29 protein-coding genes are annotated in these 26,483 nt (G+C 42.1%); 26 read left to right on the top strand and 3 right to left on the bottom strand.

The genetic code is table 11. From position 1 onward, the window contains the following. The first annotated feature begins 20 nt into the window (after nucleotides 1–20). Together D081_RS10535 and D081_RS10530 are read left to right on the top strand one after the other, a co-directional pair. Nucleotides 21–2,828, top strand: a complete 2,808-nt coding sequence (locus D081_RS10535) for a transporter substrate-binding domain-containing protein (RefSeq protein ID WP_158087653.1) — start codon at nucleotides 21–23, stop codon at nucleotides 2,826–2,828. An 88-nt stretch (nucleotides 2,829–2,916) separates the two neighbouring features. Further along, the gene (locus D081_RS10530) at nucleotides 2,917–3,735 is read left to right on the top strand and encodes a dioxygenase (RefSeq protein ID WP_085024136.1); all 819 of its coding nucleotides are present in this window, start codon (nucleotides 2,917–2,919) and stop codon (nucleotides 3,733–3,735) included. Nucleotides 3,736–3,805: 70 nt separating this feature from the next. On the opposite strand, the gene D081_RS10525 is transcribed toward D081_RS10530, so the two are convergent. Beyond that, nucleotides 3,806–4,561 carry a zinc-ribbon domain-containing protein gene (locus D081_RS10525; RefSeq protein WP_085024135.1) on the bottom strand — a complete coding sequence of 252 codons (756 nt, stop codon included), beginning with the start codon at nucleotides 4,559–4,561 and terminating at the stop codon, nucleotides 3,806–3,808. Nucleotides 4,562–4,912: 351 nt separating this feature from the next. Between D081_RS10525 and D081_RS10520 the strand changes: the two genes are divergently transcribed. From D081_RS10520 to D081_RS13040, 20 genes are all read left to right on the top strand, one after another. Continuing rightward, a complete protein-coding gene (locus tag D081_RS10520; protein ID WP_085024134.1) occupies nucleotides 4,913–5,185 on the top strand; it encodes a hypothetical protein in 273 nt (90 codons plus the stop codon). Beyond that, nucleotides 5,169–5,447 (top strand): DUF4160 domain-containing protein, encoded by a 279-nt coding sequence (locus tag D081_RS13115; protein ID WP_085024133.1) that lies wholly within the window; start codon nucleotides 5,169–5,171, stop codon nucleotides 5,445–5,447. The genes D081_RS10520 and D081_RS13115 overlap by 17 nt, the downstream gene beginning before the upstream one ends. Before the next feature lie 138 nt (nucleotides 5,448–5,585). Beyond that, on the top strand, nucleotides 5,586–5,912 hold the full coding sequence (locus D081_RS10510; protein ID WP_085024132.1) for a cytochrome C biogenesis protein: 327 nt from the start codon (nucleotides 5,586–5,588) through the stop codon (nucleotides 5,910–5,912). A 1-nt stretch (nucleotide 5,913) separates the two neighbouring features. Then, on the top strand, nucleotides 5,914–6,126 hold the full coding sequence (locus tag D081_RS10505) for a DUF2905 domain-containing protein (RefSeq protein WP_198941992.1): 213 nt from the start codon (nucleotides 5,914–5,916) through the stop codon (nucleotides 6,124–6,126). Between the two features lie 329 nt (nucleotides 6,127–6,455). Beyond that, a complete protein-coding gene (locus D081_RS10500; RefSeq protein WP_085024131.1) occupies nucleotides 6,456–7,526 on the top strand; it encodes a Crp/Fnr family transcriptional regulator in 1,071 nt (356 codons plus the stop codon). Between the two features lie 60 nt (nucleotides 7,527–7,586). Next, nucleotides 7,587–8,492, top strand: coding sequence for a YitT family protein (locus D081_RS10495; RefSeq protein WP_085024130.1), 906 nt, complete (start codon nucleotides 7,587–7,589; stop codon nucleotides 8,490–8,492). A gap of 132 nt (nucleotides 8,493–8,624) precedes the next feature. Next, complete coding sequence (locus tag D081_RS10490; protein WP_085024129.1) at nucleotides 8,625–8,933, top strand: helix-turn-helix transcriptional regulator; 309 nt, start codon at nucleotides 8,625–8,627, stop codon at nucleotides 8,931–8,933. 3 nt (nucleotides 8,934–8,936) lie between these two features. Next, nucleotides 8,937–9,140, top strand: a complete 204-nt coding sequence (locus D081_RS10485) for a 4Fe-4S binding protein (protein ID WP_085024128.1) — start codon at nucleotides 8,937–8,939, stop codon at nucleotides 9,138–9,140. Further along, nucleotides 9,137–9,718, top strand: coding sequence for a hypothetical protein (locus tag D081_RS10480; protein ID WP_085024127.1), 582 nt, complete (start codon nucleotides 9,137–9,139; stop codon nucleotides 9,716–9,718). Before D081_RS10485 ends, D081_RS10480 begins: the two co-directional genes overlap by 4 nt. A gap of 88 nt (nucleotides 9,719–9,806) precedes the next feature. Next, on the top strand, nucleotides 9,807–11,492 hold the full coding sequence (locus D081_RS10475) for an FAD-dependent oxidoreductase (RefSeq protein WP_085024126.1): 1,686 nt from the start codon (nucleotides 9,807–9,809) through the stop codon (nucleotides 11,490–11,492). Nucleotides 11,493–11,580: 88 nt separating this feature from the next. Then, on the top strand, nucleotides 11,581–11,811 hold the full coding sequence (locus D081_RS10470) for a hypothetical protein (protein ID WP_085024125.1): 231 nt from the start codon (nucleotides 11,581–11,583) through the stop codon (nucleotides 11,809–11,811). A 286-nt stretch (nucleotides 11,812–12,097) separates the two neighbouring features. Further along, a complete protein-coding gene (locus D081_RS12970) occupies nucleotides 12,098–13,345 on the top strand; it encodes a hypothetical protein (protein ID WP_085024124.1) in 1,248 nt (415 codons plus the stop codon). An 18-nt stretch (nucleotides 13,346–13,363) separates the two neighbouring features. Beyond that, nucleotides 13,364–14,053: a hypothetical protein gene (locus D081_RS10460; RefSeq protein WP_085024123.1), complete on the top strand. Its 690-nt coding sequence runs from the start codon at nucleotides 13,364–13,366 to the stop codon at nucleotides 14,051–14,053. 4 nt (nucleotides 14,054–14,057) lie between these two features. Further along, nucleotides 14,058–16,196 carry a DEAD/DEAH box helicase family protein gene (locus tag D081_RS10455; protein ID WP_085024122.1) on the top strand — a complete coding sequence of 713 codons (2,139 nt, stop codon included), beginning with the start codon at nucleotides 14,058–14,060 and terminating at the stop codon, nucleotides 16,194–16,196. Beyond that, on the top strand, nucleotides 16,193–16,363 hold the full coding sequence (locus D081_RS12725; RefSeq protein ID WP_158087651.1) for a hypothetical protein: 171 nt from the start codon (nucleotides 16,193–16,195) through the stop codon (nucleotides 16,361–16,363). The genes D081_RS10455 and D081_RS12725 overlap by 4 nt, the downstream gene beginning before the upstream one ends. Then, a complete protein-coding gene (locus tag D081_RS10450) occupies nucleotides 16,363–18,360 on the top strand; it encodes an AAA family ATPase (RefSeq protein WP_085024121.1) in 1,998 nt (665 codons plus the stop codon). Before D081_RS12725 ends, D081_RS10450 begins: the two co-directional genes overlap by 1 nt. Then, nucleotides 18,350–18,805, top strand: a complete 456-nt coding sequence (locus D081_RS10445; protein ID WP_085024120.1) for a hypothetical protein — start codon at nucleotides 18,350–18,352, stop codon at nucleotides 18,803–18,805. The genes D081_RS10450 and D081_RS10445 overlap by 11 nt, the downstream gene beginning before the upstream one ends. A gap of 807 nt (nucleotides 18,806–19,612) precedes the next feature. Continuing rightward, nucleotides 19,613–20,893 (top strand): ATP/GTP-binding protein, encoded by a 1,281-nt coding sequence (locus D081_RS10440; RefSeq protein WP_085024119.1) that lies wholly within the window; start codon nucleotides 19,613–19,615, stop codon nucleotides 20,891–20,893. After that, nucleotides 20,884–21,531, top strand: coding sequence for an RloB family protein (locus D081_RS10435; RefSeq protein ID WP_085024118.1), 648 nt, complete (start codon nucleotides 20,884–20,886; stop codon nucleotides 21,529–21,531). The genes D081_RS10440 and D081_RS10435 overlap by 10 nt, the downstream gene beginning before the upstream one ends. 540 nt (nucleotides 21,532–22,071) lie before the next feature. Beyond that, the gene (locus tag D081_RS13040; protein ID WP_255375015.1) at nucleotides 22,072–22,203 is read left to right on the top strand and encodes a hypothetical protein; all 132 of its coding nucleotides are present in this window, start codon (nucleotides 22,072–22,074) and stop codon (nucleotides 22,201–22,203) included. A gap of 90 nt (nucleotides 22,204–22,293) precedes the next feature. Here D081_RS13040 and D081_RS10430 read toward each other — a convergent pair whose 3' ends face one another. Next, the gene (locus tag D081_RS10430; RefSeq protein ID WP_085024117.1) at nucleotides 22,294–22,683 is read right to left on the bottom strand and encodes a pyridoxamine 5'-phosphate oxidase family protein; all 390 of its coding nucleotides are present in this window, start codon (nucleotides 22,681–22,683) and stop codon (nucleotides 22,294–22,296) included. Between the two features lie 151 nt (nucleotides 22,684–22,834). Between D081_RS10430 and D081_RS10425 the strand changes: the two genes are divergently transcribed. From D081_RS10425 to budA, 4 genes are read left to right on the top strand one after another with little or no spacing between them, the layout of a single operon-like run. Next, complete coding sequence (locus D081_RS10425; RefSeq protein ID WP_085024116.1) at nucleotides 22,835–23,272, top strand: hypothetical protein; 438 nt, start codon at nucleotides 22,835–22,837, stop codon at nucleotides 23,270–23,272. Between the two features lie 23 nt (nucleotides 23,273–23,295). Beyond that, on the top strand, nucleotides 23,296–23,838 hold the full coding sequence (locus D081_RS10420) for a cysteine hydrolase family protein (protein ID WP_085024115.1): 543 nt from the start codon (nucleotides 23,296–23,298) through the stop codon (nucleotides 23,836–23,838). Nucleotides 23,839–23,880: 42 nt separating this feature from the next. Then, on the top strand, nucleotides 23,881–24,348 hold the full coding sequence (locus D081_RS10415) for a hypothetical protein (protein WP_085024114.1): 468 nt from the start codon (nucleotides 23,881–23,883) through the stop codon (nucleotides 24,346–24,348). 34 nt (nucleotides 24,349–24,382) lie between these two features. Continuing rightward, nucleotides 24,383–25,207, top strand: coding sequence for an acetolactate decarboxylase (gene budA / locus D081_RS10410; RefSeq protein ID WP_085024113.1), 825 nt, complete (start codon nucleotides 24,383–24,385; stop codon nucleotides 25,205–25,207). 96 nt (nucleotides 25,208–25,303) lie between these two features. On the opposite strand, the gene D081_RS12840 is transcribed toward budA, so the two are convergent. After that, nucleotides 25,304–26,437 (bottom strand): hypothetical protein, encoded by a 1,134-nt coding sequence (locus D081_RS12840; RefSeq protein ID WP_085024112.1) that lies wholly within the window; start codon nucleotides 26,435–26,437, stop codon nucleotides 25,304–25,306. Nucleotides 26,438–26,483 lie beyond the last annotated feature (46 nt).

Raw genomic sequence — 26,483 nt, 5'->3', positions numbered from 1 at the left:
CATAAGGGAGGATGCATATTATGATAAAAAATCGGTCTACGCTGATGCGTCTTATAATGGTGATAGTCATTTGCCTGGTAATGCTTCCGGCCCGGGGGATTCATGCTGATGAAGCTCCGATCAAACGGCAGCCGGTGGATGTGGGTATTGTGGTGCAGCCCGGCATTGCCATGCCTACAGATACAGGGGTGTATTACGGCTTTGATGCAGAATTTATGTACAAGATTGCCCAATATGCCAATCTGAAGGTTATTTATCACCCATATAAAAATAATGTTGAAATGTTTCAGGCCCTGAGGGATGGAGAAATTCAGATGGCATTGGGAATTTCCCCTAATCCGGAGCGCCTGCAGCAGTTTTTGTTTGCCAACAATGGCTTTTTCACCGGCCAGGCCAGTATCCGGGTGCGCAAGGACGATGCGCGGTTCAGTTATGGCAACCCGGCTGAATTTGACGGGAAGCGTATTGGTGTAGTTAAATTATCCATTATGTATGACCGTGCCAAGGAGTGGGCGGAAAAGAGCAACATTCATCCGGAGTTTGTAATATTTGACAGTGACCAGGACATGTATGATGCCATGGACAGCGGTGCGGTGGATGCCATTGTGGCTACAGGCACCAAGTATGCCAACAGCTATCGTGCGTCCTTTAATATTGCCACCAACACCTATTATCCTATTTTTAACAGGAATGAGGTTGCGTTGAAAAATAAAGTGGATGCGGCCATGAACCGTATTCTTTATGAAGACGCCCTGTATCCTGAGAAGCTGTTTGACAAGTATCGTCACTTCCAGGTTCGGGAAGGCCTGCCTCTGTCTGTTGAGGAAAAACAGTATATTGCGGATCATCCCGTTCTCAGGGTAGGTCTGTTGGAAAATCAGCCACCATTTTCGTATATTGACAATGATGGCAATTTCCGTGGAATAACACCGGATTTATATCGCAAAATCGGTCAGGAGCTGAACTGGCAGGTGGAGTTCGTTCCTTTTAAAAATCGGGCGGATATATTAATTGCCATCCACTCAAAGGATATAGATTTGTATGGCGTCACTACCCAGGATATTATTGCCAGCGAGTCCAAGGGGCTGGCCCTGACCAAGACATATTTTACCCTTAACATGGTTTATTTAAGACGCTCTGATGCTGAGACTGTTCACTCGGCGGCATATATCGGCAAAGTGCCGGCCAATGTAGAGAAGATGCTGAAGGAATCCTTCCCGGAGGTAGACTTCCATGGCTACAGCACTTTGGAGGAATGCTATGATGCCATGATGGCCCATCAGGTGGATGCGGTATTCTGCAATATGGCCCAGCTTAACTGGCTGACCATCAAGCGGGGCTCCGGCAGCTTTTTGGTGGAAGGGGTGGACAACCTCTATACAGAGTGCAGCGGTCAGCTGCTGCCGGAAAATTATCTCCTGAATTCTATACTCAGTAAAACTGTAAGTGGAAGCAATATCGATGTTACCAGTATCATCAGCCACAATATTTACACCGGCCAGACCACCATGGATTATCTGCGTTCCATACCAACCAGGCTGGTAGTAATCTTCTTTACGGTGATTCTGTTTATTACCATCATCGTAAGCTATTCCATGTATACAACCCATAAACAAAGGGTACAGGCTGAGCTCAGTGTCAAGCAGGCGGCCCTGGATGCATCAGAACAGGCCCGTCAGGCGGAGAGCAGCTTCCTGTCCACCATGAGCCATGATATGCGTACACCGCTGAATGGCATTTTGGGATACACCAGACTGGCCCGTGGCACCCAAAATCTGGATGAAATCCAGCAGTACCTTGAACGTATTGACAGCTCCAGCAAGCTGATGCTGGCCCTGGTAAACGATGTCCTTGATCTGTCCAAGCTGTCCAGCGGCAAGATGGAGCTTCGTGAGGACAGAATAGTGCCTCGTGAGCTGTTTAACATTATCAAGGATGCCATCACCATGAATGCCAACAATCATCATATTGACTTTAAGGCTGAGATTCATGTGGATGATGATGTGGTGGTTTATGCTGACCGGCTTCGTCTGCAGCAGCTGGCCATGAATCTCCTCAGCAACGCCGTGAAATACACTCAGGCCGGGGGCCATGTGGTATGGGATGTTCATGTGAATGCTGATGGGGATAAGTCTACCCTTGTGGAAATTGTTCAGGATGATGGTATCGGCATGAGCGAGGAATTCCAGCGTCGCATGTTTGATGTATTCAGCCAGGAAAATCGTGAAGAAACTGTAAATACCCGGGGCACCGGTCTGGGGCTTTCACTGGTGCACAAGTTCATTACCATGATGGGCGGTTCCATAGAGGTAGAAAGTAAAGTGGATGAAGGTACTACCTTTATCTTCACTGTTCCGATAAAGACTGTACGGGAGGATGCCAAGGCATTGGCTTTGGAAGGCAAGTACGGAGCAGATTCCGGGGAGGAAATTTCCAAGGAGCTGCTGAAGGATGTGCCTATCCTGCTGGTAGAGGATAATGAAATTAATGCTGAGCTGGCCCAGCTGATGCTGGCTGACTATGGTGCAAATATTATTGACTGGGCCCACGATGGCCAGCAGGCCGTGGATTTCTACAGTGCCAGTGAAAGATCTCATTACAAACTGATTCTTATGGATTTGCGGATGCCGGTTATGGATGGCCTTACAGCCACCAGGACAATCCGTATGCTTCATCGTCCTGACGCAGGCATTGTGCCGATAATTGCCATGTCTGCAGATGCCTATGAGGCGGATATCCGCAACTGCATGGAAGCCGGTATGCAGTGCCACATCAGCAAGCCGGTGGATATCAATAAGCTGATGAAGGCAATAAAAGATGTCCTTTGATTTTTATATAAGAAATTAGCAAATTTTGTGATATTTTAGTGATATAATAAAAGGTAAGCTGAATATATGATTTTCAAGGAGACTTTTTATGGATGATATAAGGATGCCGGTCATTTTTGCAGGACATGGAAGCCCCATGACGGCGCTGGAAATGAATGACATTACCGCAGGGATGCGGGCAGTGGGCGAATCTGTAATCAATATTTTTGGCAAGCCAAAGGCAATACTTTCTATTTCTGCACATTGGTTCACTGAGGGGACCTATGTCCAGAGTGCAGCCCAGCCAAAGCAGGAATACGATTTTCAGGACTTTCCGGAGGAATATTATCAGGTGTCCTATCCTGTTAACGGGTGTGCTGATCTGACCAGCCGGGTGCAGGAGCTTTTGGGGGACAAGGTTTCGATAAATGATGATTGGGGTATCGACCATGGAACCTGGTCTGTTTTGGTGCATATGTTTCCGGCGGCGGATATTCCCGTGGTGCAGCTGTCTGTCAACAAGAGCTTAATTGCCCAGGAATGCTATGATTTAGGTAAGTCCTTGGCACAGCTCAGAAGTGAGGGCTACCTCATTTTGGGCAGCGGCAACGTGGCATACGATCCGGAGAAGGTGGGCTATACTTCTGACAAGATGGCCCGCAGGAACAGAGAGGGCACCCAGGAGGCCATCTCCTTTAACAATTATATTTGCAGGGCTGTGGAATATCACCATGAGGACAGGGCCCTTAATTGGGAAATCGGACCAAATTCCGAATTTGCCGTGCCAACTGTGGACCATTATTGGCCGCTGCTTTATACCATCGGCGCCGCAGACGGTGATGATGGCGTGGCAGTAAACAGGGTATTTTCCATGGGCTCCGTGGCCATGACCATGTTCGCTTTTGGTATGTTCCCAAAACAGGGATAATCCAGATATTATAAAAGGCAGGACCGCCTTATTGGCGGGTCCTGCCTTGTTTTTGTGTTACTTTTTCTTTTTACTCCTGGAAGCCGGTTACTTTGCCATTGGTGGTGTAAATAATGACGTGGCGATATCCTGGATATTCGTAAACATATTGCTTGACCTCGATTCCGTTGGAGACTGCCCGTCCCACACGATATGGGGTGCCAAATACCTTTTGGATTTTCTCTTCCGGGTCACCAATGTAAATGTTATTGGCCCGTTCAGCTTCTTCAGCAGCCTTTCTGGCAGCAGCGGCTTCAGCAGCCCGGCGCTTGGCTTCAGCCTTGCGGGCCAGCATAGCCTTATAGGACTTGTCTACAACCTCCCGGTCCTGACGGATTTCTTTTTCCATGGCACCCAAGTATTCAGGGTCAATCTGGTCAAAGTAATCATGGGCTGTTTCCAGGGATTCATCACTGGCATGGCCATCCTGATATAAATCCATGGCCTTGGCGTACAGCATGAGGATATCGCACTCATGACAGCGGTTTTCCAGTGCATCCAGCTCATCGTAGGCTTTACTCCACTTTTTGTCAGTTATATCATCCAGGGCCTGACTATGAACCTCCCAATGATGCTCTTCCAGCTGGCGCTGGGCCTCCATTTCGGTGTAGGCACTGTAGCCAAAGATGCCCAGTACCAGGACAACCACCAAAGCTATGGAAATCATGAGAATCTTCTTGCCATTATCCTTCTGGGGCGGAATAGGGTCATTTCCTATATAAGTGCCACAGGAAACACAAAAACGGCTTCCCTCCGGCATTTCAGCTCCACATTTGTTACAACGCATATACTTTCACTCCTTGCCTTGTTTTGCGCTTATACAAATGTACCATTATTTTAAGGGTTATGCAATATATATGGAACCTGTGTATTAAAAAAGTATTAAAAAAATGTTATAGGTCTTATGCTTGGCGGGTAAAACAACGATTATATAGTCAAATAAAGCACATACAAGTAGTTATGCTTTACAAAGGGATTGTATAATTACTTCAGTGCGAAACGCGGAGCAGTAATCCCCTTAGAAGATGTTGGGCAGGAAGCAGCATCTTCTAGGGGGATTACCAATTATAGCAATATTAATGTATTGCTGATTATGATATAATTACATTGAAAATATTGCGTGAAAGCAGGTGAGAATATGATTTATCCATTTATGACATTGGAAGATGATACTGAGATTACCCATTCCGAAATGCTTGCCAATGGTGAAGTAAAGGTATATGTTGAGACTCCTGATGAAAAAGATTGTTTTCATAGTATGGTATGTTATCTTCCTGCTTATAGGGTTGAGGATGTAAAGGGCTATTCTGAAGAAGAGGTTGCGAAGCACGTTGACTTTATACGCAAGGCTGCAAATCTTATACTTGAGTTTTCTCAGGAAGGTGGATTTAATAATGCCACAGCTGTTTAAGATTGGTTGTTATTGGGTGTATTTTTGGTCGGATGAAAGTAAACCACTGGAACCGGTTCATGTGCACGTATCTGAAGGCAGGCCGTCGGCTAATGCCACAAAAATATGGATTACCATGTCGGGTAAATGCCTAAAGTGCCACAATAAATCTCATATTACGGATGGTACCTTACGAAACATCATGCGTATGATAGAATTACGTGTAGACTACATTGTTAAGTGTTGGCAAGAAAGATTTGGTGAAGTATCCTTCTATTGCTAGGGGTAAGATAACCGTGTACCAAAAAATAATTCCACTGCAATTTTGCGGTGGAATTCATTATTTAAAATATGCGAAGCATTACTATTTTTATAGAAATTTGCGGAAGTGTTGATACATTTGATACGGTGAGGGATATTGATGGATTGGCTTAAACTGGAGATATTTATACCGGAATCTCACTTGTCGGTGCTGCAGGCTGCGTTGCAGGAGGCGGATGCCGGACATATTGGAAATTATGACAGCTGCCTGTCATATTCCCGTGTAAGGAGCACCTGGAGACCACTTAGTGGTGCGAATCCTTATATCGGAAATGTAGGTGCGGTTAGTGAGGAAGCTGAGCTTAAGGTGGAAGTAAATGTACTGAAAAGCAAGCTGCAGAGCACGCTACGGGCCATCAGACGGGTGCATCCATATGAGGAGCCGGTTATAAATGTTATTCCGCTATATTCGGAAAATGAGGTGTAGTATGAACGATATGGGAAAAATGCTGATATATTTGGGGGTAATTCTTGTTGTAGTGGGTTGTGTAATCCATTTTGGCGGGAAATTTATCCCTTTTGGGAAATTACCGGGCGATATTAATATTGTAGACGAAAACAGCTCCTTTCACTTTCCTGTCGTCACCTGCATTATCATCAGCATACTTTTAAGTGTGATAGCAAACTTGTTTTTTAGGTGAGGCAGCGGGCTGGAGAGACTACTGCTGTTCCGGTATTGTAACTTAAAAACACGAAATCCACTGCTGTTTAGCGGTGGATTTTTTATTTAACTGATGCTTTTAAAATAGGAAAAAGGGGTAAAGGAAAAATATACCGAAATATGCCGAATTATGTTAGAATTATATAGAAAATGTATATGAAAAAAATGGCTTAAAGGCAAAAATACAAGTATTTTAAGGGCGGCTTTGATAATATGGTTAATATACTTACAAATACTAATGTGTTATGCAGGAGAATCCGATAAAATTGTAAAGGAAAGGATTCAATTTTAGAGAAGGAGTCTCTTGCTATGGATATTATTACACCTCCTTCCAAGACGCGGTTCCGAGTGGGCAACGTAAGCAGTACCATGATGGACGAGCTCAGGAAGATATACGGCAATAATATAAAGGATATTGTTACTTTGGATGAGGAGGAGCTGAAGGTCCTGAACGAAAAGGGGCAGCACTCCAGAGCCGCTGTGCAGGCCATTTTCCGGGTTGGCGGGAGAATTGCGCCTGTATCCTATTTGGGCTATCTGCGTGATGAGGTTATGAGCGACTCCTATCTGAGGACCAATTATTATTTTGGCAATGGCAAGCTGTGGCGGATTATTTTGAATTCCAATACCATCCAGCCTGTGTTCAGGGCGGCTGAGGCATTGGGGCCAAATGATCTTATGGACACCATGCACCGCATTGCAGAGGCGGATCGCCGCCGTCCTTTTGACTTGCGTCGGGGCAAGCTCCTGAGGATTTACATTTTCCGCATCAGCAACGAGGAATATATTTTCCTGCTGAGCTGGCCGCTTTTAATAGATAAGCATTGGACCCCTCATAATCTGTTCCACCATCCTATGATAACCTACAGCATAATGGAGGAATTCAGCGTTGCGGAGACGGTTACCATGGAAGGCAACGAGCTGGATTACAATGTGGGGCTGCTTAGCGAAACACCATTGCTCCTTAGCCTGAATAAGACTCAGATCAGGTCACTTCTGGATTCCTGCTGGGTTTCCTCTTATCAGAAGAATGACGTTATCTTGAATGAAAACGTAAATCAGACCGCTTTGCTGGTACTGCTTACAGGCAGGGTCGCCCGGTACAGCAAGGGGGATGATGAGTGGATGAAGCCTCTGGACGAGGTGGAGGAGGGGCAGCTGCTTAATCCTCAGGCCGTCCTAGGTGTGCCGTCCTCATTTTTGCTGGAGGCGTCGGAGGAATGCCAGATTCTGCACATTCCAAGAATGCAGTTCAAGCATCTTTTGCAGAACCACAATGACGTGGGCTGGCAGGCCTTTAAGGCCGTAACCAGGGAGCTGGACCACTATCAGAAGAGCTGGACCAAGGTGCCTGAAGAAGTTAAAAATGAAATAGAATAGCATTAAATCGGGAACTACGAGATGACACTAACTACGCAAAATAAAAATTTTAAATGGGCCATGAAAAACGTCGTGCGTTTATTTCAGATATTATTGGGCTGCCTTGTTGCCGCACTGGGCTTCAATCTGTTCCTTATTCCCGGCCATTTACTGACTGGCGGCATCAGCGGTGTGTCCTTGATTGTTTACTATATAACCGCCTTACCGGTAGGTATCCAGAATCTGGTGTATAATCTGCCAATTTTGTTTCTGGCCTACCGAATTTTTGGCAAGCGTTACTTTATGGATACCATTATCGGTACCGTGGCCTTTTCCATTATTTTGGATATGACGGCCTTCGTTATTGGCTGGAAGGTATGCGCTAATCCCATACTTAACGCCGTTTTTGGTGGTGTGCTGAGCGGCATCGGCTTTGGGCTGGTGTTTAGGGCCAATGCCAATACCGGTGGGCTGGACGTGCTGGGGGCCATTATAAAAAAGTATTATTCCGTGGATATGGGTACGGCGGTGGCAGTGCTGAATTTTGCCATTGTCATGGCCTCGGCCTTCATGTTCGAGCTGGAGGAGGCCCTGTTGTCCATTGTGGGAATATATGCCACGGCGGAGCTTACCAATCGCGTGGCTGCCGGTTTTAACCGGGAGAAATCCATTATCATTATTTCTCCAAAAGCCAAGGAAATATGCGGGGATATTATGTCCCAGGTCCATCGGGGCGTGACATACATAGATGGCCGGGGCGGCATGTCCGAGGCACGCTGTGATGTGCTGTTTACTGTGGTGCGTCTTACCCAGGTGGCCCAGGTGAAGGAAATTGTCGACCAGCATGATCCCCTGGCCTTTATGATTGTATCCGATACCTCGGAGGTAAGCGGTCGGGGCTTTACCATTGAGTGTGAAAGCTACGAGGCGGCCTGCAAAAGGTTGTCATATCCACCGCCTTTGATACAGGCTCCGGAGGAGCAATAATTTAAGTAGAAATGAGCTGAATAAAGCATTTAAAGCCAGATTCCGTGGGGAATCTGGTTTTTCTTTTTGGGAGTATTGACAAACTATATTCAAATATCGTAATATACAAATACAATGTTGGAGGTGGTCAAAATGATTGAAGATATAAAATTATTGGAGGAGCGGGCAGAGCTTTTGAAGGTGATTGCCCATCCTATCCGTTTATGTATTGTGCGGGGCCTTTGGCGCAGTGGCGGCTGCAATGTAACCCACATGCAGTGCTGTCTGGAGGTTCCCCAGTCTACGGTTTCCCAGCATTTAGGAAAGCTCCGTCAGGCCGGGATCATTGAAGGAGAGCGAAACGGTCTGGAGATTTCCTACAGGCTGAAGAATGACCATATAAAGGCGATTTTGGAATGTCTTTTTGGAGACAGCAAGCTGTCCAAAGAGAAGGAGGCTTAAGGAATGGCAAAATTATCACCCCGTCACGCGGTGGTGGACAGGGATATGTGTGTGGCCTGCGGCACCTGCGTGGATGTATGTCCTATGGGGGCAATGAAAATTATACAGGGGGTATATGCCAGTCCTGTGGAGGATAAGTGTGTGGGCTGCGGCATGTGTGCCAAGGAATGTCCCGCCTCGGCCATCAAGGTGGAGGTGAGGTCATGAAGCAGCAGCGTCATTGGTACCATTACCTTTGGATTTGGTCCATCATCTATTTTTCACTGGGTTTTGTTAACATTCTCTTTGCCTGGCTGGGACTTATCAGCTTCTGCCTGCCTCTGATATTTGCTATTGGTGGAGGCAATAAGCTATTTTGCAACCGCTACTGTGATCGGGGGCAGTTCCTGCGGGTAATGGGCAGCCAGGTGGGACTGTCAATGCGACGGGAGATGCCGGACTGGATGAAGGGCAAGGCCTTTCGGTATGGCTTCATGGCATTTTTCTTCGCCATGTTCTTCAATATAATTTACACCTCTTATCTGGTGGGCAGTGAAATCCAGAATCTGCAGGATGTGGTTACCCTCCTTTGGACCTTCCAGCTTCCATGGAATTGGACCTACACTGCCGGTGTCAGCCCTTGGGTGGCCCAGTTTGCCTTTGGGCTTTACAGCCTGATGCTGACCTCCGAGGTCATTGCCATTGTGGCTATGCTGATTTATAAGCCGAGATCCTGGTGCGTATTCTGCCCGATGGGGACTTTGACACAAACCATCTGTAGGGCAAAGGCTTCACCAGAGAGTTAATCATTCTATCGTGATAATTTAAAGTTAATATGGGGTTTAAATAATGTTAAAATAATAGTGTTTTAGTGTTTAAAGGAAGTGCAAGACAATGAGCAAGTATTTAATCGTTGGGGGCGTGGCCGGCGGTGCAACTGCAGCTGCAAGACTTCGCCGTTTGGATGAGCAGGCTGAAATTATAATGTTTGAGCGGGGCGGAGATGTTTCCTTTGCCAACTGCGGTTTGCCTTATTACGTGGGTGGAACCATTGAGTACAGGGATGATCTGCTGGTCATGGACCCAAAGAGCTTTAAAAGTCTTTTCAATGTAGATGTGCGGATTTATAGCGAGGTTGTGTCTGTAAATCCTGAGGCAAAGACGGTGCAGGTTCGTTTCGGGGATACCCAGTATGAGGAAACCTATGATGCCTTGTTGCTGGCTCCCGGCGCCAAGCCATTAACTCCGCCGATTCCGGGAATAGAGCATCGAAATATTGTAACTCTCCGCAATGTGCCGGATGCAGATAATCTGCACAGGCTGAGCCGTGAATATCCTAATGGCAAGGCAGTTGTTGTGGGCGGCGGCTTCGTGGGCATTGAGTCTGCCGAGAATTTAAGGCAGCAGGGGCTGGAGGTAACTGTGGTGGAGGCGGCTCCCCATATCTTGGCTCCTTTTGATACAGATATGGTGTCCTTGGCAGAAAACGAGCTTAAGTCCAAAGGGGTTAAGCTGGTGCTGGGAGATGGGGTCAAGGAATTCCATCATGGGGCAGACAATGGCCTAAGGGTTGAGCTGACCTCAGGTGAACAGCTGGATGCCGATTTTGTGGTGCTGTCCATTGGTGTAAGGCCAGATACGGCTTTCCTGCAGGATAGCGGCATTGAACTCAATGAACGGGGATATATTGTAGTAAACGAATCCATGCAGACCAATTATCCGTCAATATACGCCGTAGGTGATGCGGTACAGACCTACAACGGCCAGACCAGCGAGGCTGGTTCCCTGGCCCTGGCGGGTCCTGCCAATAGTCAGGGGCGGCTGGCAGCCGACAATATGAATGGTGCCCAGCGAAAATATCGTGGCTTTGTGGGCAGCTCCGTGCTGAAGGTCTTTGATTTGACGGCGGCCTCCACCGGGCTGAATGAAAGGGCCCTGCAGCGGATGGGCATGGTATATGGCGAGGATTATCGTTTTACCGTTACCTTCCCAAATCATCACGCGTCCTATTATCCGGGGGCCAAAACCATTACCCTGAAAATGATCTTCAGCATGAAGGATGGCAAGGTGCTGGGAGCCCAGGCCATTGGCCAGGAAGGCGTGGACAAGCGTATTGATGTAATCGCCTCTGTTATTCGCTTTGGCGGCACTGTACAGGATTTGATGGATCTGGAGCTGGCCTATGCTCCGCCGTTTTCCTCTGCCAAGGACCCTGTAAATATGGCAGGCTACTACGCAGACAATATTATGCAGGGACTGACGGACCCGTTGCTGCCACAGGAGCTGGCGGCTGAGCTGGAAAAGGGAGCCGTGCTTATTGATGTGCGCAGTCCATCCATGTTCGAGGCGGGACACATCAAGGGCGCCATCAATATTCCGGCACCAAAGCTCCGCCAGCAGCTGAGTCAGCTGGACAAGGAACGGCCAATTATCGTCAGCTGCCGGGTGGGCATCAACGGCTACTATATGGAACGGATGCTGAACCAGCATGGCTTCAAGGCCCGCAACCTTATGGGCGGCTTCTCCTACGCCAGATTGTTTGATCTGGATATGGTGCATGGTCTGAAGCTGGTTAAATAAATATCAAGGCTGAGATTGTACAGAGCTCTCCAGTATAGTAGACTATATTAATAATAAGCCTAATGATGATGGAAAGAGGGCGTTGTATATGACGTATAATCAAACCTTGATGGAAATTGAAGAACAGGGCAAAAATGCTGGAAGAATAGAAGGCAGAAAAGAAGGAAGAATCGAGGGTAGAAAAGAAGGAAGACGAGAGGGTAGAATAGAAACGGTTTTGTCCTTATTTAAAAAATCCAAACTCACTGCAGAGGAAGCGGCTGAGGAAGCCGGTATCACAGTAGAAGAATTTAAAAAGATAGTTGCTGATATGTCATAAGTTTTCACGATGATAAAATGTATGTGTTATTTTAAGGTATACTGCTCTCTATGAGAGCAGTTTTTTATTTATATTTTTAGGAATAATCTCTTGATGGAGTGGCATAAATATAATTTAATGGATTCTATTTAAAGTAATCTTTAATTTTGCAGGAAAAATAAATTTAATAAAGAATATATTAGTTTAGAAGGAAAGGCTGAGAACAAAAGGTATTCTCAGCTTTTAGTATGTTATCCATCATGACATAAATTATGTTTATATGAAAAACTCATTATAGAGGTGAAAGATGTCAATCGCTATTATCGATGCTGATTTACTTGGTAGGACTAATCACAGATTTCCTAATCTTGTCTGTATGAAGCTTTCTGCTTATTGGAAAGAACAAGGAAAAGAAGTTGAGTTGAAGACGGATTATGATAATCTGTCCAAGTATGAAAGGGTTTATATTGCTAAGGTTTTTACTGATACATACTGTCCTATTACGTTGGATAATGTTAAAGAATATGATAACGTTGAAATCGGTGGTACGGGTTTTTGGTTTGATAAAGCGCCGAATCTTCCAGATGAAATTGAACATCATATGCCAGACTATCATCTTTATGATAAGTGGATTGAGCTAAAAGTTAAAGATGCCAAAGAATCTGCCATCAAGGCCGCAGAAATCAAAACAAGATCATTAAAGGAGCAGGCAGTAAAAGATGGATTAGACCCTGAATTAGTTGAAAATGTTAAGGTTAGTTTTAACGAGGACCGATTTAGGGTTCAGTTTAAAGAATACACAGATTATAGTATTGGGTTCTTAACAAGAGGGTGTTTTAGGAAATGCCCATTTTGTGTGAATCAAAAGTATAATCGTGTATTTGAACATAGTAAATTAGAGGAATTTTATGATGAATCTCGCAAGAAAATATGCCTGCTTGATGATAACTTCTTTGGGTACCATAGGGGATATAAACCTTTGCTAGAAAAGTTAAGAGCAACTGGCAAACCGTTTAAATTTAAGCAAGGTATGGATGAACGCGTCCTTGATGACGAACAATGTGAGTTGCTTTTTAGTTCGAAATATGATGGCGATTTTACTTTTGCCTTTGATAATGTTAGTGATTATGAATTGATTCATCGTCAGTTGAAACGTATTAGTAAGTATCGAAGCAAGCGTAAGGGGATTATGTTTTATGTACTGGTTGGCTTTGAAAGTACTGATGCAAAAGATATAGAAAATGCATTTATTCGTATTGACTTATTACTTAGATATGGCTGCCTTCCTTATATTATGAGATATCGTAGTAAAAATGATACTCCGTGGAAAAATTCCAAGTATCGTAGCATGTATGTTACCATTGCCCGATGGTGCAACCAACCAAGTATCATAAAGAAAATGAGTTTTCGTGATTTTTGCAATGCTAATCAGGCATTACATAAAACAAAAGGTACTTTATGCTCTTCGATGAAAGCATTAACGGATTTTGAAAAAGAATATCCTGAGATAGCTGCTAAATATTTTGATGTAAGATTTATTCCGCCATCTAAATGAAGCGCAGAGGTGTATATCATGGATGATTATATTAATATTCTTTTAAGCGGTTGCTATTCTAAGGATGATGTTTTTAAAGCTTTTTTTTTCAATTATCCTGAGAAAGCCGGAAAAAATTTTTCTGAGAATGATAGAATACTAGCTGACACAATGCTTGTAGAATTATTGGAGAGTAGTTCTGTTGATGAAATTGTAAGTATTCTAAATCTCGATACTACGTATGAGGAAAAAATAGAATCAAGCAATGTTCCTCAGTATAGTTCATTAGATAGCATTGAAGGTATTATTAATATTGTCGATGCTAATCCTGGTGGAACTTATGTTGATATTGGGTATTATTTTAATAAGGATGGAAATCATACTTCATGGTCAAAATATGGAGAAAACCATTATAAGTTAACTGCACATTTAGGGTTAGTAACGTCTTCTGGCGATAAAGCTGTTACTCATTTGGGGCAGATATTTATGAAATTGCCTGATAGAACAAAGGCTGATATTAAGACTAAGCTTTTTCTTAGGGTGCCTATCGTAAGATTGGTTATGAATTACGGAAAACAAAAACACATTAATGTTACAGATATAATGATGAGGTGTTTATCTGAGAGTACTACGCAGCGGAGACTGCCAAATGTCAAGAGGATGATTCTTATGCTTATCGAAAAGTCTAACTATAAAGGGAATTATTTGAAAAACATTGCTTGGAAGTGATTTTATGATCAATGATTTCAGTGAGCTAAATTTAAATCCATCCTATGATTCGGGAGTAGATAACATCTTATGGGATTTCTATATTCCTGTTTTGTCCAAAGCTAATCAGTATGATAGGATTGCGGGTTTTTTCTCTTCGGGGGCATTAGCTGTTGCTGCAAAGGGGATAGAGCGGTTTATACTTAATGGTGGTAAAATGCGGCTTGTAACATGTCCTAGGCTGCAAGGCAAGGACATTAAGGTATTAAATGATTCTCTTGATGATCTTGATAATGTTATTTATCGTGATTTCATAAAATCTTATGACGAAATTGAGGATAAATTTGAAAAAGACCATATTAAAGCTTTAGGTTGGATGATAGCAAATGGCTTATTGGAAATAAAAATTGCTATTGTTTGTAAAAATAACATGCTTTGTTCAGAGTATGAAGTAAACGAACTGGGTATAATGCACCAAAAAGTTGGTATTTTTTATGATCAGGCTGGGAATATTATAAGTTTTAGCGGTTCAAATAATGAATCTGCAAGTGGTTGGCTTGATAATACCGAGGAATTTAAGGTTTTTAGAAGCTGGAAAGGTGATGGCGCTTGGATTACGGGCGATGTTCGTAAATTTAATAGTTTTTGGAAAAAAGAGCGTAAAGATGTTATAGTTAAGGACTTGCCGGTTGCAATTAAAGAGAAATTGATTGAAGAAAGCAAAGATTTTGAGCCGTCATATATTGCAAACAAGAAGTATCCGCCTAAATCGACTATTCCTGTTGTCACACCTAAGATTAAAGAAAAACTGGAGTTATTTTATTATCAGGAAGAAGCCGTTGAAAAGTGGAAGAATAACGGTAGGAAGCTTTTATTGCAGTTAGCTACTGGAACGGGAAAAACAAGGACAGCTATAGGTTGTATAAAAATAGTTCTTTTGGATAACAGAAAACCTCTTATAGTGGTAGCTTGTCCTCAGGTAACACTATCTGGTCAGTGGAAGGCTGATATTGACAAATTGGATATTCCTGTTGATAAATCTTTAGTTATTAATGGAAATGTGCATGGCTGGCCCAACACATTGCAAAAAGAGCTGTTAAAGTTGTCTGTAGGTCTGTATAAAAATATTATTATATATACTACCCATCAAGTATGTTCTTCTACAAAGTTTTTGGGTGTTATTGAATCTTCAAAATTTACGAGAATAAAAAAATTCTTTATTGGAGACGAGGTGCATGGTATGGGGGCAGCGAAGACCCGTAACGGGCTTATAGATGGGTATGACTATCGTTTAGGACTTAGCGCTACACCTCAAAGATGGTTTGATGATGCTGGAAGCAACCTTATATTTGAATATTTCGGCAATGATTCTTATGAATTTACCATAAGAGATGCGTTAAATAATATCAACCCAGTTACTGGTAGGACATTTCTGGTAAATTATTATTATCATCCTTGCTTCATCTCTCTTACAGAAACGGAGTTGCAAGAGTATAAGAAACTCACGGATAAAATAATTAAGATTGGAAGGTATGCTTCGGATAATGATGACTTTTTACAGATGTTAAGGTTTCAGCGTGCCAATATTGAAAAAAATGCCGAGAACAAATATGAGAAACTTGAAAATATTTTAGGTGAACTTGGCAACGAAATCACGGATACTATTATATTTGTTTCGGATGCACAAATTGATGAAGTAATAAGATTATTAGGTAAACATCATATTGCCTGCACAAAATTTACACAAGAGCAAGGCACTATTCCTATGGACAAGTATGACGGATTGTCAGAACGCGATTATATCATAAAGTTGTTCAAAGAAAGAAAGTATCAGGTTTTAGTGGCAATTAAGTGTCTTGACGAGGGTATTGATATTCCTTCTGCAGATACAGCTATTATTATGGCAAGCAGTACTAATCCAAGAGAATATGTCCAACGGATTGGCCGAATAATAAGACAAGCGCCAGGTAAGAGGCAGGCTAATATTTATGACATGATACTTAAACCGGATTTATCGGTTTTTAAGGACGAAAGATTGATTGAATGTGAGACTCGTATTTTTGACAAGGAAATTTTAAGGGCTGAGGACTTGTCTGAAAATGCTTTAAATAATGTAAGCATATATAATCTTTTACAGAAAATAAGAGCGGAGGTTTTGAGATGATATCCAATCCTGCAATAAATGATAAAATTGAAGAAAAGGCTGGTAGTAATATAATATTAAAAGATTTTTTATATGCTATTATCAGTCATGAAAATGAAAGTGTACAGTTTTCCAAGCAATATAAGAAGCTTATTGAAAAAGCTGTAGATGAGAAGGTGAAAAACTAATGCGTCTGATTTCAATTTTATGTCATAATTATCGGCAATATAAAAATCTTTGTCTTGAATTTCCTAAGACTAATTCATGTGATATGTATGTAATAGTTGCCTCTAATGGTGTGGGAAAGACTAATTTTCTTAATGCTATCAATTGGTGCCTTTATGGAGATGAACCCCATGTTTCCGGTATAATTGATAAAAGGGGGGATGATCAGGATTCTGTTGATCGGCTTCCTTTATATAATATTGAGGCTGTGGCAGATGCAGAAGAAACAGGACAGACTGAATTTTGTGTTTATGTTACTGTCAAGTTGGAAGATTTAGGGACTACCTATGAGATTACTAGAGAACATAAATATAAGACATCCAGTAGGAGCCAGATAGGAAGAGATAAACTTACATGTAAAATGACTGATGAGAGTGGAAACACTTCTTTTCCAGCACAGAATGAAATTGCCGAAATAATAGAGAGATTTCTGCCGAAAAGTATAAGGGAGTATTTCTATTTTGACGGTGAACAACTTCTTACATATTTTAGTATTGTAAAGAGGAAAAACATCAAGGATAGTGTTTCTGTAATTGCTCAGATTAATATTATCAACAATGTAAGTGATCATCTTGGTAAGGTCATGAAAGAATATAGCGATAAAATTAATGCTAATTCCCCTCAATTGAAGATGAAGGAAGAGGAATATGAGAAAGTCAAAACTGACCGGGAGAACAAGGAAAAAGAAATATCTGATATTGAAACCCAGATAAGTGAAGCCGAAAAAATGATTGTTGAATGTGATAACAAGATTAATGGTAAAGAATTCCTTGCAGATAAAAATAAACAATATGAGGAATATAAAAGATTATTGGAGAATTTAGCAGAAGATAAAGGCAAGCTTGAAAATCAGCTGATTGATATAGTCAAGAAATATTTTGTTCTGATCCTTATGTATAAGACTAATAAAGCTACTTCTGATTATATTGCCGAGCGTAAAAAGAGTGGTAGCCTCTATCCGGATTTTAGTTCTGACGAGATACAGGAAAGTATCAGGTCTTGTGAATGTAGGCTTTGTGGGGGCCATCTTGATAGTTCTAAAATTGATAAGCTTAAAGAGTTGCTTTTTAAAATAAATGATAATATTTCTGCACAGAAAATCAGCGATATTGCTAAAGATGTTATGAGGGCTATAGATATTAATGGATACGAGTCTGAAAAGCAGAACAAACTTGATGAAATAAATTCTAAAGTCAAGGCCATTGAGGACATAGAAGAAAAAGCTAAACAGATTTGGAAATCTATTGGTGCTTATGGCAGAGAGTCTATTGATGATGTATCGACTGCTATCGAGCAGAAAAGGAAAAATGAAGAACTAAAATTTAAGAATCAGGAAAAGAAAGGCAAATATTATGAACAATTAGATCAGCTTAAGGATAAGGAGAATAGGCTAAAAAAGGAATACGAAGATGCTGTTGAGGTAAATAATACGAATGAGCAGTTAAGTAGATATTATAATTTTACCAAAGAGGCGAAGTGCATGGTTGATGAAATCAGAAATGAACTAGCCGGAGAGGTAAGGACTAATATAGCTAGTGTTACAACATCTGTCTTTGACAGACTTATCTGGAAAGAGGACACTTATGGTAATGTGGAGCTTGATGAAAGTTATAATATCAAGTTGTATCATAAGTATACTGGTGAATCTTGTTTAAACAGTTGCTCTGCCTCAGAAAGGGAGTTACTTGCACTAGCATTTACGCTTGCTATTCACAAGGTATCTGGTTATAACAGCTTTCTATTCATTGATACTCCCGTGGGTAGGGTATCGGATGTTAACAGGAAAAATTTTGCAGATGTATTACTAGATGTAAGCGAGAACAAGCAGATAGTACTTGCGTTTACCCCCTCAGAGTTTTCTGAAGAAATTAGTGAGGTCTTTAATAAAAATGTGATTTCCAGCTATACAGAACTTAAAATGAAGGACAATGTGACAGAGGTAAATAGCTATGGCAGATAAGACATTTAATTGTGATGATAGTTTAAAAGAAAAAGTTATCAGAGGAAAAATTGAAAAGAAAAATATTCTTCATCTAGGAGATGGTAGTAATTCTGATATCTATGTTTTTGCCATGAGCTTAGGTGTGAGCAGAAATAAGAAAGTTTCCTCTGAGAAGTCAAATAGTTATCTTCGTTTTAGTGCAATAGAGAATTCTAAGGAAATGTCCTACATTTATTCTGTTGCTTTGAACGAATTGAGAGCTGAAGGAAAAGAGAATCAGATTAATGATGATGATGTGGTGCGTAAGATTGTCGAAGAGTATGTAAATGGCGGGTTGACGATTCTTGACGAGATGATAGGTGATATTGATAACTTCGATGAAGAACGGTTCCTTTATGATATTATTAATGAGATTGATACAGTTTATTATGATATTTGTGATGGATATGCTCTATCTGAATAAATGCATAATGCTGTTTGAGAAGGGTATAGTTTATGTAATCTTGAAGCTATATTGAAGTAAAGAGCCACTAATGCTCACCTAATAGTGAGCCACGTAAACATTATTTTTGAGCTAAAAAAAGACTGCTGCACATCAGGTGTGGGCAGTCTTTTTCTTTGCAAGGAAAGAGGTATGCAGCTTGAAGTGAAATTGAAGCGAGTTTGAAGTTATCTTGAAGTAATTCACGATAAGGAGGTATGCATAAGCAATTCAAGCTATTTGCGTCGCAAGGTGCTTAAAAATCTGGTGGAGCAGGGATATTTGTTGGTTAGTAGGCATTCTCGTACCTATTATTACCGGACGAATATTGATTTGGTAGAAAAAACAGTAAAAACGCAGAAAGCAAAACGATAATTACCACTTTTCAAATGGGAAGTGTTTCACCTTGGCTCCTAGTGCAGAACATAAGGAGATTTCTGCACGAATATTAAAGGACGTGGATGAAGTTCATACCTATTAAACAGTATTAAAAGAGTATATGCATAGTAAGGAAAAAGACCTTACAAGATTATTGAAGTATGATTGTGTATTCAATCTGAGGTATGAAATATGCGGATGTTATGATTGGATTATATCGACAGGCCAGTTAAAAGTGAAAATTGGCAAATATGTTGTCCTTAGTTTTAGGGGAGTGGTATAACTACTACTTTAAACTTAACAATAAAATGCACATTATTGTCAGATTTGGTCAAAAAACAGCATTTTACTGTTGAAAAATGAAATGAAACTGGTATAATGGTAACACAGGTCTAAAAAGGGGGAACAACTATGTTGCAACAATTTTCAGTGGAGAATTTTAGGTCTTTTAAAAATAAGGCTGTACTCTCTATGGAAGCATCAGCTGACAAAAACCTTTTAGATAATATCGTTCAAATGAAGAAAGATAGAGTATTAAAGGTTGCTGCTATATTTGGTGCAAATGCAGCTGGCAAAAGCAATTTGTTTTTTGCTCTAACAGCAGCCATTTTAATGGTAAGGTTTTCAAATTTTAGACAGATTGGTGAGCCCTTAACGCAAATTACCCCATTTTTATTTGACAAGGAATCGGGTTCGAAGCCTACTTCCTTTGAATTTGTTTTTACGGTTAATGAAAAAAAATATGTTTATGGATTTTCTGCGACTACAAAAAAAATTTGCACGGAGTATCTTTATGTTTATAATTCATCTAAACCGGCTACTATATTTGTGCGTGATGAATCTGAAAAAGAACCATATAGATTTACGGATCATGCGATACAAAAAAAGCTAAAGCCTCTTACGGAAAGAAATACAGATAATAAACTTTTCCTTGCAACCGCATCTAGTTGGAACGCGGAAGAAACCAAAGAACCAATGCTGTGGTTCATGCAAGGGATTAATACTTATGAACCACGATATGAAGAGAAAGCTCTTAATCTTGCGGGAAATCTCTATGAAAATGATGAAGATAAATCTTTGCGTAATTTTACAATCAACCTTTTAAAAGAGGCGGATATAAACATTTCCGACTATAATTTCACAAGCAAAGAAATACCTTTTGTACATCCAGGTCAATTTGCTCCAAAGCAGGAAGTGGGTACAGATCAGCAAATTCAGGGTAAGGTGTATGAGATTACAGCATTTCATACAATAGGCGATGATAACGGACACAATGAAAAATATTCATTGGGGATGCACAGTGAATCTCAAGGAACAAGAAATCTTTTTTTTATGGCTCCAATTATTAAACGGGCTTTTGATACCGGTGAAACGGTGTGCATAGATGAATTTGATACAAGTCTTCATCCAATGTTACTTGTATATGTAGTGGGACTATTCAATAATCCTAATATTAATAAAAGGAATGCTCAACTGATTATTTCCTCTCATACAATGTCGCTTCTTGACCTCAATGAAATGCGAAGAGATCAGATTTATTTTGTTGAAAAGAATCAGCAGACCGGCATCTCTGATCTTTATTCGCTTGATGAATTTTCTCCAAGGACTAGAGAAGATATACGCAAGGCGTATTTACTCGGCAGATATGGTTCCATTCCTGAAGTTGGCGCAGGGGGTAGCTTATGGGGGTAAGAAAAACTGGATACGAGTCGAAGAAGAGGAATTCAAATAGCCGGATAAGAAAGCGCATTATTGTTATTTCTGCAGAAGGAAAGAATAAAACTGAAACAAACTACTTTAGAAAATTTAACAGTGATAAAGTAAAAATTCATTTTGCTCCTGGGAATGCAACAGATCCGGTAAAAATGGTTGAGGAATTATTACAAGAGTGCGAAGAAAAAGATATAAAAAGAGATTCGGGTGATCGGGCATTTTGTCTCGTTGATTCAGATGTAAATGCCCAAAAAAATAAGCAGATTATGGTTGCAGATAAGATAGCTGCCACGAATAAAGAGTATGGTATGGAAGTCATTGTTTCTGCCCCATGTTTTGAAGAATGGTTTATTTGTCATTATATTTATTCAACAAAGCAATACAACTCTAATGAAGAATTATTGGAGGCGGTTGAAAAAATAATTCCTGAGTATTCTAAAGGTCGTGAAGACTTATATGAATTGCTTGCTGATTATCAGGAACAAGCTATTCAGAACGCCAAAAGACTCGAGAAACATTGTGTTGATAGTGGTCGAAAAATTCATACGGCAGATTTTCAGCCAAGTACAGAAGTATATAAGATTATAGAGGCAATTCGGGCTATAGAATATGGTTGAGGATTGTAGACTTTAACAGCTAAAAATGCTAATCTAAAAGTGAGCTGCTGGGAGTGCGGACAAAATCCTTGGCTTTAAAAAGGAATTGTTTGCATGAAATGCACCTATGCTAACTGAATAATGATGTCAATATATGATGATGCAGCCTTCGGGCTGCTTTTTATTTTTGCTGTTGGGACATAGTATATTTTAGTGCTTACCTTTTTCGCTGTGAGGTAAAGGCATTTTTATCTTGGATTGAGTTTGAAGTTACCGTGAAGTTGACTTTGAAGTTATCTTGAAGTAAACTTCAAAGTCACTTCAAAGTCGTTCAGGCAACGAAGAAATCTATCAGCAATATACAGCCCGCTCCCTGTTATCGTAAAAGCCTCTTTATTTATGCTTTATGGTCGGTGATGATGGCATCAATCAAGTATCATTATAATTTGATTAAAAGCTCGCCATTTGGCCCGGAGTTTCCGATATACCTGGTAAGAGATGATAAAAAGTGATGGTTGGAACGTGTATTATTTGGCAACCAGACCAAAGGAGGGATTTTACATGGCAGAAGGTGGAGCTCTTGTTTTAATCTCGGTGTTGTTTATCGGCCTGGCAGGTGCGTTGGGTATTATGGGCGGAAAGATGCTGTATTACATTTTTGTAGGGTTATATGAGGAACTTAATCAATGTTAAGGTTGCATAATTTGGGGCTGCTTCGGCAGTCCCTTTTATGCATCATGCCCAAAATAAAACGCCCTGCACCGAAAATGCAGGGCGTAACTATTACAAGATTACAGGCTCAGCTCCAAATGAATATATACCACCGCTGGCTTCCTTGATTTCCAATACTTCAAAGATGCCATCCCCAACATGGTACATTCCTTTTAGCTCTGGGTATTCCTCCAGCATGGCAGCGCGAATGTCGTCACTGTCTATAGGTTCAACCTTGGCCGTAAGACGCAACCAGCTATGATCTGGATAGGTGGCGGATATCTCCACTTTAGGGTTGGCTTTCATCTGGGCAAAGCATGGCTTGGCGTTGCCTGTGCAAAGGTACGGCTTGCCATCATATTCCAGCACAGCACCAAAAGGACGAACTCTTGGCTGATCACCATCCTCGGTGGCAATAAAGAAGGTACCGGCCTTTTTCAATGCTTCAACGATTTTGTTCATAGTATAAATCCCCCTTTGAACTATTATTTTTACTTACTTTGATAATAGCATAAATGACACTCTTGTTATTTTCTGCGTCGGCAGGAAAAAGTCCTGCCAATATTGAAATTACATAATGCAGTTTAAATAAGTAACCCGAGGGGGAGAGGTAATGAATAAAAGACATTTTATGGGCGGTGTTAAGGGATGGTTCATTGCCGTTCTGGTGCTGGCAGCAACTTTTGGCTGTTCTGATTATTGCCATGCAGCTGAATGGGAATGGATTATTTCAAATGACACATATAACTGGGAAATAGACAAATCTTCCGCAAAGCTGGTGGATTTTAAATTTGCCGGCCGAAATGCAGTGTGCTGGATAAAGGCTTCACAAACAGACGGCTCTTACTCCATCGGGCAGTGGGCATTCAGAAATTCCCGGCAGGGACAAAAGGAAGCTCTTGTTATGTCATCTACGGATTATGACAGCCGGGGAAATGTGATAGGGCGTCATATAGTAACCAATGAGCCTTTTGATTTTCAATATAATCCCATTGTGCCGGACAGCATAGCGGAGCTTTTATTTGATACGGCTTTTTCGTATGCAAAATAAATGGACACCGATTTCAAAAGAGCATGACTTATAGGAGGTACATAGTAGTGAAGAGTATTGTTGTAGTGGATATGCAGAATGATTTTATTGATGGCAGCCTTGGGACCAAGGAAGCCCAGGAGATGCTGCCACGGCTTAAGGAGAAGCTGCAAAATGTAGTGGAAAAGGGCTCGGCGGAGCTTATCTTTACCATGGATACCCATGGGGAGGATTATCTGAACACCCAGGAAGGGAAGAAGCTGCCTGTTGAGCATTGCATAAAGGGGACACAGGGCTGGAAAATAACAGATGAGCTCAGTGAATTTTTGGATAAGGCCAAAGCGGTGGTAGAAAAGCCTACCTTTGGTTCCATGGAGCTTATAAAGCATTTGCAGAATACTGATGAGGTTGAGCTGGTGGGGCTGTGTACAGATATATGTGTAATCAGCAACGCCCTGCTTATTAAGGCGGCCTACCCTGAAGTGAAGGTAAGTGTGGACGAACAGTGCTGTGCCGGGGTGACACCGGAGAGCCACACCAATGCCTTGGAAGCCATGAAAATGTGCCAGATAGAAATTGTAGGATAGAAGTTAACTGCCGATATTTTATAGAGATAGGGGGCAATCTCCTTGAAAAATAACCGTCTCTACAATGTTCTGTTTCCTGCATGGTTATTTTATCTTTTTCCTACGGGGGTATGGCTTCTTATACTGCCGGGGAATTTCCTTATTGACAGTATTGTGATATATTGTGCCGCGAGATTCTTTAATATCAGTGAATGTGTCAGCCTTTGGAAGAAAAGCATTTTAAAGGTATGGATCATTGGATTTATCAGCGACATTATAGGGGCTCTGCTGATTTTGGCTATTTATCTTCTGTCAGATAAATTCTGCCCCGGGTGGAATACCTTTAATTTTCCGGGGGCTACTATAATCGCCATTCCCGGCGTACTGCTGTCAGCGGTGTGCATATTTTTTATTAACAGGCGATTTGCGTTTTCGCAGTGTGGCCTTGATGATACGACTATTACCAGATTGAGCCGCACCCTTGCATTGTTGACCGCACCCTATGCCATGCTGATACCGTTATACGGGTAGTTACCCATAATTCTGTTGAGGAGGCGTATTGAATATGTCAAAGTCAAAAAAATTGGTTGCATCAATTCTTGCTGGTTTGCTTATTGGCAGCACCGGGTATGCGGCAGCTGTTGACAGAGAAAATCTTTCCCAGGTGGCGTTGTTACATTCTCTGGCCCAGGGTTATTTTGGTGGTACGGTTACTGTCAAGGATCTGCGCACCATGGGTGACATCGGTATCGGCACCTTTGAAGGGCTGAACGGGGAAATGATCGTCTTGGATGGTACGGTTTATCAGGCTCTGGGAGATGGCAGGGTGGTGGTGGCCCCCGATAAGGAAATCATTCCTTTTGCCAATGTAACCTTTTTTGATAATGATGTTTCCATCAAGCTATCCAATGTGGCGGATAAGGCAGCCTTTGAGAAGATATTGAACCAGGCGGTGGAGGAACATGGGGAAAACAGCTTTTACATGGTGAAGCTGCACACTGAATTTCCGTCTATTCTGTTCCGCAGCGAATATGGAAGCAGCAAGCCGTATCCTACTTTAGTGGAGGCACTGAAGGGCAAGCAGACGGAATTTACACATAAAAATATTAAGGGAACACTGGTGGGACTGTACTGTCCTAACTATATGGGTGAGCTGAACTCTGTGGGGTGGCATTTCCACTTTATTTCCGATGACAGGAAGCACGGTGGTCATATTCTGGAGCTGGCTATCAAGGACGGCGAGGTTCAGCTGGACAAAACCGATAAGTTCTCCATGGTTCTGCATAAGGACAAGCATTTCCACGAGCTGAATCTGGCCAAGGACATGTCCGCTGACATCCGCAGTGCCGAGCAGGACACCCAGAGCGCCATGAACAACAATGCAAAGTGATTTATAAAAACTGATTTAAGATACAGAAAGGACCAGAGAAATTTGCTTCTCTGGTCCTTTTTCGTGGGTTGTTTAGTCTGTTGTCGTATTGAATAACTACTGTAAAATATCCAAGCTGGTGGTGACCGTCAGCTCCCCACCCTCAAAGGAATTGTTGTAGATGTTGATTATATCCATCAGAGCGGTGTCATTTACGGCATGCTTGAATTTATAGCCGTTGGTGTGATTGGCTTCTTCGGAATTGTAGCCCTCCGGCATTTCCTTGTAGGCCTTGTCATGGGTAAATTCATCCCAGACATTTTGAATGGCCCGCATCTTGAACAGGAGCTTTTCGATAATATCCGTCACAGGGTCATTGGAGCTGCTGCCAGTTGCCGGTGGGGCGGCTGCTTCCTCATTGCCCTTGACTCCGTCGGCCTGATTATTGTCATTTTCCCCTGATTCATCAGCCTGGGATACTTCAGACATCAGGTTATTAATTTCCTGTAAAACATTGGATAACATTTGCTGAACGGCGTTTTCCTCTGCCAGCCGCTCCTTGGCTTCAACGGCCTGGTTAACCTCAGCAGCTTCACCGCTTTCATCAGCATTTACCGTACCAGCATCGGTGCTAACATTGGCACTAATATTGGCCGTTGCCGGGGCAGCCGCTCCTTCAGCTGCCAGAACACCGTCACCACTTATATCCGCTCCAGCAGCAACGCCCTCTGCTGACATATCGCCCATATCGCCCATATCTCCGTCAAAGGATGCCGCTTGGGCTCCACCGGCCACACCGCCGAATCCGCCACCGATGCCACCGGCTCCTCCCGCTCCCTTGACAGCTGCCAATTCTGCCATGGCCTCATTGGAGGCACGCAGCTGGGCACGCATAAGCGCCTGTCTGGCTTCTGCCTTGGTATGGCATTGGGACAAATCCCGTTCCAGTTCTTCACGGGCCTCCTGGGCCCCCTTGGCCTTGCGGTACAGGTCAGGATCCTTTTCCCGCAAATAGTTCATTTCCTCGGAAGTCAGCTTCCGGCCACCCTTGAGCTTGGATTTTATGCTGGCTGTTCTGAGGGAATTAGTGTCCTTGGAGCTCTGATTTTTATTAATCTGTTTTAGGGCACTTTCCAGCTTTTCCGTTTTGCTGGGAATTAAACTGTTGCCTGTTTTAATGCGATACTTGGCCGCAGTTTTTAAATTTTTCTGCTGTACATAGGCACCGATACGCCCGATTCCTTCAAGCATAAAAACACCTCCCTGTGCATTCGCCTTCACTACATACATCGGCGTT

This window comes from Anaerovibrio sp. JC8 (genome assembly GCF_002100115.1).
In the GTDB taxonomy this organism is placed as follows: domain Bacteria; phylum Bacillota; class Negativicutes; order Selenomonadales; family Selenomonadaceae; genus Anaerovibrio.
The sequence above is the reverse complement of the archived record's forward strand: the minus strand, read 5'-3'. Positions and strand labels throughout refer to the sequence as shown.